Below are 9,568 nucleotides of genomic sequence, written 5' to 3' on the forward strand. Positions count from 1 at the left end.
ACAGCAACCTCGTCCGGAGTCACACACTCCCAACGCCACACCGGCCCAGAAGGACACGCACCACCACACCCGACCTGACCAAGCCCTACTAGGAGGCCGTCGGCGATGTGCGGGCGGAGTCAGCGGCCGCGGCGGCTTGGAGGACGAGGTCGGTGACCGCGTCGGGATGGGAGATCATGGCCACGTGGGAGGAGTCGATCTCCACCGTGTGAGAACCGGCGCGCCTCGCCTCGAAGCGTTCGAGATCCGGGTTGATGCTCTTGTCCTGCTTCGCGACGAGGGCCCAGGACGGAATGGACCGCCAGGCTGCCACCTTGGCCTTCTCGGAGAACGCGGTTTTCGCGACAGGCCGTTGGGTGGCTGCCATCAACTTCGTCGTGCTCTCCGGCAGGTCGGCGGCGAAGACCTCGTGGAGCTTGTCCGGCCGGATGTACAGGTCTGTTCCGCTGACGCCGTCGGCTCGGTACGGGACTGATGTGGTGGCGGTGGCGAGTGGAGAGGGGAATCGGGCTGACAGCGCATCGCCGCTCTCGCCCTTGTCGGGCATCAGTGCTGACACGTACACCAGGGACTTGACCCGTGGGTTGACGGCTGCCGCCGAGCTGATGACGGCGCCGCCGTACGAGTGGCCCACCAGCACGACGGGGCCCTTGATGCTGTCCAGCACCGAGGCGATGTAGGTGGAGTCGTTGGACAGACTCCGCAGCGGGTTGGCGGGCGCCACGACCGTATAGCCGCGGCGTTCGAGTCGCGCGATGACACCGTTCCAGCTGGAGGCGTCCGCGAACGCCCCGTGCACCAGGACCACGGTGGGTTTGCCGCCGCTCGGGTCGCCGTCGGCGGCGGCCGGGGCTGTCGCCGACGTGCACAGAGCCATCGCGCACCCAGCGACCATGAAGGGCGTCCGACTTGTGCGACGTATGAGGCCGAGCACCACAGATGCCGTCATGCAGGCCTTCCTTTCCGTGAGGCCCCCACCGCCCGAGCATTACTCCATCCGCGGCGAGAGGCCCGACGGCAAGGGCCGACAGGGTGAGACGAGCGCAGCATTCGAGTGAGAGAACGCGCCGCAGGTTTGCGGGGAGTCTCCATGTCGGCCGGTCAGCCGGCCGTTGCCTACGTTCAGCCGTTCAGCCGATGCTCCTCACCGGCGAGCCGGCGCCGTTGCCCCGTCCTTCGCCGCCCCACGGTCCACCCGGCATGGTTGCGGGCGGCATGCGAGGCGCTCGGCAGCGTAGCAACCTGGAGGCATGGCCGTGATCCGCCCGCGATCACGCACCTGTGGATGGCGGCGTGGTTCGGGTCACTGTGCAGGGTCACGACCCGTGCTGGTGCGCGAAGAAAGGTGACTCATGAAGTGCGCAGTGATCGGCGGTACCGGCCTGATCGGGTCGCAGGTCGTGAAGAAGCTCAAGGCGGCGGGACATGAAGCCGTGCCGCTCTCGCTGTCCACGGGCGTGGACGTGATCAGCGGCCAGGGGCTGGAGGAGGCGGTGGCCGGTGCCGACGTCGTCATCAACCTCACGAACTCCCCGACCTTCGACGAGGCTTCCCTGACGTTCTTCCAGACCTCCATGGACAACATCCTGGCCGCCAGTCACAAGGGCGGGGTCGGACACGTCGTCATCCTCTCCATCGTCGGCACCGACCAGGTGCCGGACCTCGTGTACTACCAGGCCAAGACCCTGCAGGAGAACATCCTCAAGGCCGGACCGATCCCCTACTCGATCGTCCGCGCCACCCAGTTCATGGAGTTCATCGACGCCATCCTGTCCTCGACCACCGAGGGCGACACCGTCCGCCTGCCCAGCACCCCGATCCAGCCGATCGCCGCCCAGGACGTCTCCGACACCGTCGCCGAGGTCGCCGCCGGCTCCCCTTTGAACAGCACCCGCAACATCGCCGGGCCCGACGTCTTCTCCCTCGACGAACTCGGCCGGGTCACTCTGAACGCCCGCCCCGACGGCCGCACAGTCGTCACCGATGACACCGCGGGCATGTTCGCCGCCGTCCACGGTGACGCCATCACCGCCAAGGGCGACGCGCGTATCGCCCCCACCCACTACAGCGACTGGCTCGCCTGAACCACCCAGCCCACCCTGTCGGCGTAACGGTGGGTAGGCGCTAGGTGTATTGACCACGAGCGTTGTCAACGCGATCTGGTCTTGATCGTGGCGAAGGCCTCCGTGTGTGGTGGAGGTGTCGAATCTTCTTGGCGGGGTCGGCGCACGGATGGCGCGGTGGCAGGTGCGCCGGTCGTGTGACTGGTGGCTGACGTGCCTGGGCTAAAGGGACGGCGACGCCCGCTGCGTCCTGCGGGTCGACGCCGCCCCTACCGACCTGGACCGAAGAGCAGGGCCCTCCGCCCGAGGTCGGGTGTGATCACGGCGTCGGAGCGCGTACGAAAAACTCCTGTGCGCCGGCTCGCACACCTCTGCGATCATCCCCGAATGGCGCAGAGTCTCGAATCGCTGGTCATCCGGCACACCCACCGCCTTTCCTCCCCCAGGGGCTCCGCCGGAGAAGGAGCCACCGCCGCACGGCAGTTCGACGCGGCTGGTCGCCACCGTCGCCCGACTCGAGCCCGGAGAGCGCCCACTCGCTGTCGTTCCCGGCCACCGGCTCGGGCCCGGCCAGGGCCGTGAGCATCTTGCTCCGGTCCCGCGGGGCCAGCAGCCCGGATCTTCCGCCAGAACGGCTACGCCAACATCGCCGCCACCCGCCACCCGCCACCACGCCCGCAACCCCCAACGGCCGCTCGCCGCCATCGGACTGGGTTGATCAACCAGGATCTACATGCTCAACAGGACAGATCTCCTACTCGCAAAGTCATCGGTTTGGTAGTGCCGATGAAATTCATCCAGTGTGCCTGATGGGCCGTCAGGGAAGGCCGTGCGCGGTGTCCAGGCCCAGGCGGGCGGGAAGCCGGCCTGACTCCGGCAGGTCCCGGCGGACCTGTCCGCCTGGTACGCAACACGGTCCCACGCCCGCCTGGTTCGTGTGTACGCACAGGTAAGAACCTGCATCAGGCCCGGAGTGGTTCACGACCGCGGTGGGCGGTATACGTGGCAGGCGCATCGCAGACCAGGACACGAGCCGCCGTACCGAAGAATAGAGGTACTGGCCGTCCTCCAGAGGCTGATCGGGAACGTGCCCCTGCCACAGCATGACGCCGTAGCACCGTTCCCAGTAAGCGGCGTATGCCGCCCCGGTGAGCCGGTCCGGCACGAATATCAGCGGCAGGAGGGCCGCCCAGGGTTCCCAGAACAGGGCAAGGAGCAGCGTCGGCACCACCACGACGGTAACGAACCCTGGGTCCAGGCTACGACGGAGAGACTCGCCCCGTGCGGGAAGTACCGTGTCGGGGTTCAAGGGAACTGCCCTCTCGAAGTCCCGCTTCTTGCCGCCCAGCCACGTCCAGCGGGTGCACGCGAGCACCCCGAGCACCGCGCTGAGCGCGATGACGGCAGGGATAGCTTGCCAGTCGGCGTCCGCCTTGGGGATGCCGTGCACACCGAAGCCCACTGGCGTGCTGAGGGCCACGGTACACACCGCCTCGGCGACGGTCGCCAGCTCGTTGTGAACATACCTGCGCATGCTCTCCCCCTTCGCACCCGCCTCCCCGCGTCGGGTGCCGCACCCACTATGCACGCGGTGGCTTCTCACCGCACCGGCGGCGTGCGCGACTTGTACCCCGATGCTGAGGTCCAGGACGAGTGCGCAGCCGGAGCTGGGGAAGCCGGGCCGCGCCGACTCCATGACCTGCTGTGGTCGGGCCCGTGGCGGGCGGTGCGCAACTGCTGCGCGGGGCGGTTGGCAGCGGTGGCGCGGGGCTGGGGGCCCGCGGCTGCCGCAGACGGCAGTGCGGCCAGCGGATAGCGGCGGCCCCGGCGATCGCGGGGTCGGGCACTCGACGGAGGAAGACGCGCAGGTGGACGGCGTCGGCGACCGGGACCAGAGCTTGGGTCACCCCTGCGTTCACCAGCCCGGGAAACTCGTAAGGAAGGCGCCGACGGGTCCGCGGGAGGACGCTGCGGGTCAGTATGAGTGGTCGTGGTCGTCGGGGTGGTCACGGTGGTCGTGGCCTTGGTGGCGCTGTGCCAGGGCTTGGGTGCGTGTGGTGACCTCGTTCGTGGACACGGCAGACAAGCCGACGAGTACGTCTTCCAGGGCCGCCAGCCAGAGCCGGTAGTAGTTGTAGGGCTCGCCCTGGGCCGCTCCGGCTTCCCAAGCGGCGATCCGGGCGATCAGTGCGGCCTGGAATTCCGGCCAGGTGAACGTGCCTGCCTCGTACAAGCTGACGGCCATGCCGAAGGCGCGGCTCTCCCATGGCTCGGCGAACACCAACTCGCCGTTGGAGCGGGGCGGTGCGACCGGGCCCTCGATGTCCAGCGGCGCGGTCATGGTGCCATCACCTTGGCGACGCCGACCATCGCGTCCCGGGTCACCAGCGGCACGAGCTCTTCCTCGGTCAGGGGCTCAGTGCCGGCCGGACGCTCGGGCAGCACCAGCCAGCGGACCTCGCTGGTGGAGTCGTGGACGGTGATCTGCACATCGTCGGCGAGATCGAGGCCCATTTCGGACAGCACCGTGCGGGGCTCCTTGACCATCCGCGAGCGGTAGGCGGGGTCTTTGTACCAGCTCGGCGGCAGGCCGAGCACCGGCCACGGGTAGCAGGAGCACAACGTGCACACCACCACGTGGTGGGTGGTCACGGTGTTCTCGACGACCACGATGTGTTCGCCTTGCGCCCCCGAGAAGCCCAGCTCCTTGATGGCGGCGGTGCCGTCGTCGAGGAGTCGCTGCCGGTAGTCCGGGTCGGTCCATGCCTTGGCGACGACCTTGGCGCCGTTGAGCGGGCCCACGTTGGTCTCGTAGTCGGTGATGATCCGGTCCATCGCCTTCGGGTCGATCAGGCCCCGCTCGGTGAGCAGTTGCTCGAGCGCCTCGGTGCGCAGGGCCACGGGAAGGGCCTCGTCCGGCCCGCCGGTGGTGGTCACGAGGTTGTCTCCAGGTAGCTCTCGTACAGCTCTGCGGTGAGCGCGAAGGGTTCGGCGTCGGCGCCCCACAATTCGCGGGAGTCGAACCGCACCGAGTAGACGTGCTGAGGGTTCTCGCCCTGGAAGTGGGCGTTGGTGTCCGGCAGCACGGCGGCGGGCTGGCTACGCTCGACAACTCCGGTATGTCCGCGTACATAGCCCGGCAGCCGGGTGTGCCCGGGTACCGACATGGCCTTGGCGCGGACATGCTCGCCGACGGTGAAGGCCGGCGCGGTGCCCACGGTGCGCAGCGAGCCCTCGGCGATCCGTACGTAGTCGGGCCGGGCAGGCTCCGGAATCGGTGGTTCCGCGACATCTTCGCCACGCAGGTTGCGGGCACGGGCGTCGATCGCGGACGGCGCCAGGGTGGCACTTTCGGTAAGCATCAGCGCCGCGCCGTTGAGCCAGCGGCCGAAATAGCCGTCGCCCAGGTAGGCGGCGCGGTCCAGGCGCTCCAGTGCGTGCCGGAAGGCGTCCGGGTTGACGCCACCGCACGCAACGCGGCTGGAGAGAATCGCCAGCGCGAACGCCCGGCCCTGCCAGGGCTCCTCGAAGACCGGTTCGTCTCTCCTCGGTGGATACATGGGACCCCAGCCCGGGGTGCCCCCCATATCGGCAATACCATCCACGGCACAAACTCTCATACGAGTGCAATAGCGGTTACACCTACTCATATTTTAAGCAAGCGGTGTCCCATCAGCATCTAATGGCTGCCGGTCCGGGGTTCGGCCAGATCGATGACGGCCCAGTCGTGGAAGCGGTGCCCCTTCGTGCCGGCCCCTGCCGCCCGCTCCAGGCTCGTTTCGGCACGGTCGCGGCCAGGGAGTCCGCGCGGGACTTCCCGACGTCGGTGGTGACTTCGTGGGAGCAGGCGATGGCGAGCGTCCAGTGTCCTGCGCCGGAAATCGTGAGCTTGGGGTTTCTTGCCGGTTTTCGATAGCTGGCGTAGTGACCTTGGTGAGGTAGTCGGCGAGGGATCCGAGGATCTCGTCGGCGGTCTTGGTCCAGGTGAACGACTCGTTGGCGCGGTCATGGCGCAAGGCGGCAGGATGATGTCGGGCAGGTGATGTTCCTGGGCCTCGTGCAGTCCCACCGCACGGTCGTTGTCGCTCCCTACTGGGTTCACCGGCCCGCCGACGATGGCGCGATCGCCGCCGTCGTCATCGACTCCGTCCGCCAGGCCGTGTGGGTCTGCTCCTTCGACGACGACACCCGGGCGCCGGAGGCGACCAACCTGCTCGAGGACCTGCAGACCTTCCCGCCACGGCCAACCCCGAGCACAGCGCCCGGCTGGAAGATCTTCGTTCCTACCGCCGGTGCACGGCCCGGATTTGCGGGGAGGCACAGGAGATCACAACGTCTTGACCTGGCCGCCGTCGATGGTGAACTCGGCTCCTGTGATGTTGCCGGCAAGCGGCGAGGCGAGGAAGAGAGCCAGATCGGCGACTTCGTGGGCTTCGGTGACGCCCGGTGGAGATGCCCATGCTCTGTGGCACGACGACGTCCATCACTTCCTGCGCGGTGGTGCCGGTCTGGGCCGCTGTGACGTCGGCGAAGCCACCCGGAGCGGTCCAGAAGGGAGTACGGACCGGTCCTGGGGCGATCGCGTTGACCCGGACGCCTCACGGTGCGAATTCCTCGGACAGTGACTTGGTCAGGCTGGTCAGCCCGGCCTTGGCCGCGGAGTAGTCCACGACCGCGGGGAATGGCAGGCGCGCGTTGATGGAGCTGATGTTGATGATGGAACCCCCGTCCGCGTCCAGCAGGTGAGGAAGCGCCGCGCGGCTGGTCCGGACCGCGTTGAACAGAGTCATGTTGAAGATCCGCCGCCACTCGGCGTCGTCGATGTCCAGGAAGCTCGAACGAGGCGTCGCGGCACCCAAATTGTTGACCAGGATGTCGATCCTGCCGTACTGGTCCACCGCGGGCCCGACGAATGCGTCCGGTCCGTCTGCTGTGGACAGGTCGACCGTGACTGCGGTGACGCCATACTTCTCGTGGAGCCCCTCAAGCTCGGGAGTCATGCTCCGACTGCCGGTGATCACGTGTGCGCCTTCACGCGCGAATGCACCGGCGATGGCGAGGCCGATGCCCTTGCTTGCTCCGGTGACGACGGCGACCTTGTCCTTGAGGTGGAGGTCCATGGCGGTCCGTTTCTGGGGTGAGCAGCACCCCCTACATCAAAGGTACGGGGCCGGCCGGGTGCGATGCGGCCTTGCCCCAGGCCGATCCGACCTGGGGCGCTGCGGCGAGCGGTCCTGTTCACTGGCCTTGGGAGGCCGCACGAACCCAGCGCGCTTACATGATCATCCTGAGTGAGTCGGTAAAGGCCTAGAGGGGCCCGACGCCGATGACAGCCAGGGCCGTTGCAAAGTGCGGTGATCTTGTAGTCGCGCTGGTCAGACGATGCCCAGTAGGTCGAGCGGGCGGGTGAAGGGCTCGTAGGAGACGTGCCGGATGCCGGCCGCGATGTTGCGGTGTCCGGCGGCGCGGAGCGCGTTGATCGCCAGGTTGCGTAGGGTCGACATGTTTTCGGGGCCATGGCCGGTGCGGATCTTCGAGGCGTCCTCGGCGAAGGTGGTGTCGCGGACGAAGTGGAGCCGATTCTCGATGGTCCACTGCGACCTGGCGAGTTGGCCCAGCCGCCGGGGCGACGCCTGATGCGAGCTCAGGTCTGTGATCGCGTAGACGGTCTGGCGGCTGACGGTTCCGGTCGTGCGGTCGGTGCGGTGGCGCAGGATGCGTACAGCCTGGGCGGCGTGAGGGAAGTCGAGGCCGAGGTCGGTCACGGTGAGGGCCCTGGTCACTCGGGTCTCCCGGCGGCCGTGGCCGATCTCCCGGTCGTAGCGGCGGGCGGTGACGTCCTTCCACGGCAGTGATCGCAGCCTGCGGTGCAGTTCGGGCTGGTTGGCCTTGACCACCAAGAGGTAGTGCGCCTTCTTCTCGTCCACCAGGAAGCGCGCATGCGCGCGCTGGGTGTGCAGGGCGTCGGCCGTGACGGTGACCCCGGTCAGGTCGAAGGGCGCCCAGTAGCGCGGCGAAGCAGGTGATTTCGTTGGTCTTGTCGGGGATCCGCAGCTGGGCGACGGTTCGGCCGTCGCCGGTCATCGCGGCCAGCAGGTGGGCGGCGGGCGTCTGGCCGTGTCGGGAGCCGCGGGCAGCCTTGCCGTCGAGCGCCACCGAGTCCGAGCCGGCAGGATCAGCGCCGGTCAGATCGGCCAGTCCGCCGGGGCAGACCAGGCCGACAATCCGCCGAATCGTGGCGGCACTCGGCGCGACGCGCACGCTCAACGACCCTACGACCCGGGCACCCAGGCGGGCCAGGGCGTGCTGCGGCGCGTTGGCGGACCACTGGCCGATAGCCGTATACGAGCGTGCGCCGGCGACAACCGCGGAGGCGGCAACCAGCAGCACCGCCACGAACGGGTGACGCACCCCTCGACGTCGACGCGGATCCGGCAACAGCCGCAACCGCTCCACCAGCGACAACCCCGCAGTGTCCTCCAGAGCGGGCGACTTGATCAGGCAGACGGTGGCAGACTGACGACACATCGACGCTCCGGTGGTGCGAGGCGACTTGGGAAGGTCACCCCGTTCAACCGGAACTTCGCTGCGTGCGTGACGGCCCAGCCCGCGCTCCTTGGACCGCCGCGACCTGCGGACCCTCAGGGCTGGTCGTACCAGGAGAACGCCGCGATCCGCCAGCCCTCCGGGGTGCGGACGAACTGGATGGTCTTGGTCCCGCCGCCCTCGAACGGCTCGCCGTCCAGGATGCCGGCCTTCCGGTACTCGCCGAAGCGCGCGGCGATGTCGCCCGCGATCTCGGTTCGCTCGGAGGTCTCCCACTCCGAGAACTCGACCAACCGGCCGTCGGCGAGCAGGCGTTCGCGCGGCTCGATGAACTCGTCCACGGTGTAGACCGTGTACTTCGGCCCGGTCAGCACGATCACACCACCCGGAATGACCAGCCGGCGGATCCGGGCCACGTCCGCGGCCTTGCCGCCGCGGTTGTCGAAGGCTCCGAAGAACTCGGCGGCTATCGCGTCAATCTCGATCTTGGACATGGCGCGACGGTAACACCGCTAGGGGGCAACGGACATGGCGTCGAGGCAACTTCGACCCAGGGCACCCACGAGATCATGCGACTTTGCAACAGCCCTGCGATGACAGCCTGGGCGCCGACGAGGATGCCGGCACCAGCATCGCTTCTTTCCAGAGACCCGCCGAGGTTCTCGGGCGCCAAGAGAAGAAAGGCCGCTCATGCCTCAATCCATGCGCGCGCTCATAGCCGTAAAGGCCGGCGAGCCCACCGATGTCCTGCGGCTGGAATCCCGGCCTGTTCCCACGCCGAAAGCCGGTCAGGCGCTGATCCGTGTGAAGGCGACTCCGATTCACGCCGGTGATCTGCACGTGCTGCGCGGCCGCTACGGTTTCCCCCGTTACCTTTCTCATGGCCCCGCAACGGGGCGCCTGGCCCCCGGGCCCGGTATGGCTGTTTGCCCCCTGTCGCACGCATGACCTGGGGGGTG

General features: G+C 68.2%; 8 protein-coding genes and 3 pseudogenes. 1 reads left to right on the plus strand and 10 read right to left on the minus strand.

Annotated elements, in window-relative coordinates; all coding sequences use genetic code 11:
• Positions 1-88: 88 nt before the first annotated feature.
• On the minus strand, positions 89-949 hold the full coding sequence (locus tag ACFY3J_RS38510; protein ID WP_390842863.1) for an alpha/beta fold hydrolase: 861 nt from the start codon (positions 947-949) through the stop codon (positions 89-91).
• Positions 950-1,352: 403 nt separating this feature from the next.
• On the opposite strand from ACFY3J_RS38510, the gene ACFY3J_RS38515 reads away from it, so the two are divergent.
• Positions 1,353-2,084, plus strand: coding sequence for an SDR family oxidoreductase (locus ACFY3J_RS38515; protein ID WP_390842864.1), 732 nt, complete (start codon positions 1,353-1,355; stop codon positions 2,082-2,084).
• Positions 2,085-2,880: 796 nt separating this feature from the next.
• On the opposite strand, the gene ACFY3J_RS38520 is transcribed toward ACFY3J_RS38515, so the two are convergent.
• The 9 genes and pseudogenes from ACFY3J_RS38520 to ACFY3J_RS38560 form a co-directional block, all read right to left on the minus strand.
• A complete protein-coding gene (locus ACFY3J_RS38520; protein WP_384178609.1) occupies positions 2,881-3,597 on the minus strand; it encodes a hypothetical protein in 717 nt (238 codons plus the stop codon).
• Between the two features lie 441 nt (positions 3,598-4,038).
• Positions 4,039-4,404: a nitrile hydratase accessory protein gene (locus ACFY3J_RS38525; protein ID WP_384178606.1), complete on the minus strand. Its 366-nt coding sequence runs from the start codon at positions 4,402-4,404 to the stop codon at positions 4,039-4,041.
• The gene (gene nthA, locus ACFY3J_RS38530; RefSeq protein ID WP_384178603.1) at positions 4,401-5,000 is read right to left on the minus strand and encodes a nitrile hydratase subunit alpha; all 600 of its coding nucleotides are present in this window, start codon (positions 4,998-5,000) and stop codon (positions 4,401-4,403) included. Before nthA ends, ACFY3J_RS38525 begins: the two co-directional genes overlap by 4 nt.
• On the minus strand, positions 4,997-5,713 hold the full coding sequence (nthB, locus tag ACFY3J_RS38535) for a nitrile hydratase subunit beta (protein WP_390842865.1): 717 nt from the start codon (positions 5,711-5,713) through the stop codon (positions 4,997-4,999). The genes nthA and nthB overlap by 4 nt, the downstream gene beginning before the upstream one ends.
• A gap of 35 nt (positions 5,714-5,748) precedes the next feature.
• Positions 5,749-5,960 (minus strand): annotated as a pseudogene (locus ACFY3J_RS38540) (IS701 family transposase); the annotation flags it as partial.
• 430 nt (positions 5,961-6,390) lie between these two features.
• Positions 6,391-7,183 (minus strand): annotated as a pseudogene (locus tag ACFY3J_RS38545) (SDR family NAD(P)-dependent oxidoreductase).
• Positions 7,184-7,438: 255 nt separating this feature from the next.
• Positions 7,439-8,053 carry an ISAs1 family transposase gene (locus tag ACFY3J_RS38550; RefSeq protein WP_390842867.1) on the minus strand — a complete coding sequence of 205 codons (615 nt, stop codon included), beginning with the start codon at positions 8,051-8,053 and terminating at the stop codon, positions 7,439-7,441.
• A 265-nt stretch (positions 8,054-8,318) separates the two neighbouring features.
• Positions 8,319-8,591 (minus strand): annotated as a pseudogene (locus tag ACFY3J_RS38555) (transposase family protein); the annotation flags it as partial.
• 113 nt (positions 8,592-8,704) lie between these two features.
• On the minus strand, positions 8,705-9,103 hold the full coding sequence (locus ACFY3J_RS38560) for a nuclear transport factor 2 family protein (protein ID WP_390842866.1): 399 nt from the start codon (positions 9,101-9,103) through the stop codon (positions 8,705-8,707).
• Positions 9,104-9,568 lie beyond the last annotated feature (465 nt).

This window comes from Streptomyces sp. NPDC001231, from assembly GCF_042896885.1.
In the GTDB taxonomy this organism is placed as follows: domain Bacteria; phylum Actinomycetota; class Actinomycetes; order Streptomycetales; family Streptomycetaceae; genus Streptomyces.

Excerpts from the sequence above, each read along its gene's own strand:
- ACFY3J_RS38560 (WP_390842866.1), bottom strand. The coding sequence starts at position 9,103 with ATGTCCAAGATCGAGATTGACGCGATAGCCGCCGAGTTCTTCGGAGCC.
- nthB (WP_390842865.1), bottom strand. The coding sequence starts at position 5,713 with ATGAGTAGGTGTAACCGCTATTGCACTCGTATGAGAGTTTGTGCCGTG.
- ACFY3J_RS38515 (WP_390842864.1), top strand. The coding sequence starts at position 1,353 with ATGAAGTGCGCAGTGATCGGCGGTACCGGCCTGATCGGGTCGCAGGTC.
- ACFY3J_RS38525 (WP_384178606.1), bottom strand. The coding sequence starts at position 4,404 with ATGACCGCGCCGCTGGACATCGAGGGCCCGGTCGCACCGCCCCGCTCC.
- ACFY3J_RS38520 (WP_384178609.1), bottom strand. The coding sequence starts at position 3,597 with ATGCGCAGGTATGTTCACAACGAGCTGGCGACCGTCGCCGAGGCGGTG.
- ACFY3J_RS38510 (WP_390842863.1), bottom strand. The coding sequence starts at position 949 with ATGACGGCATCTGTGGTGCTCGGCCTCATACGTCGCACAAGTCGGACG.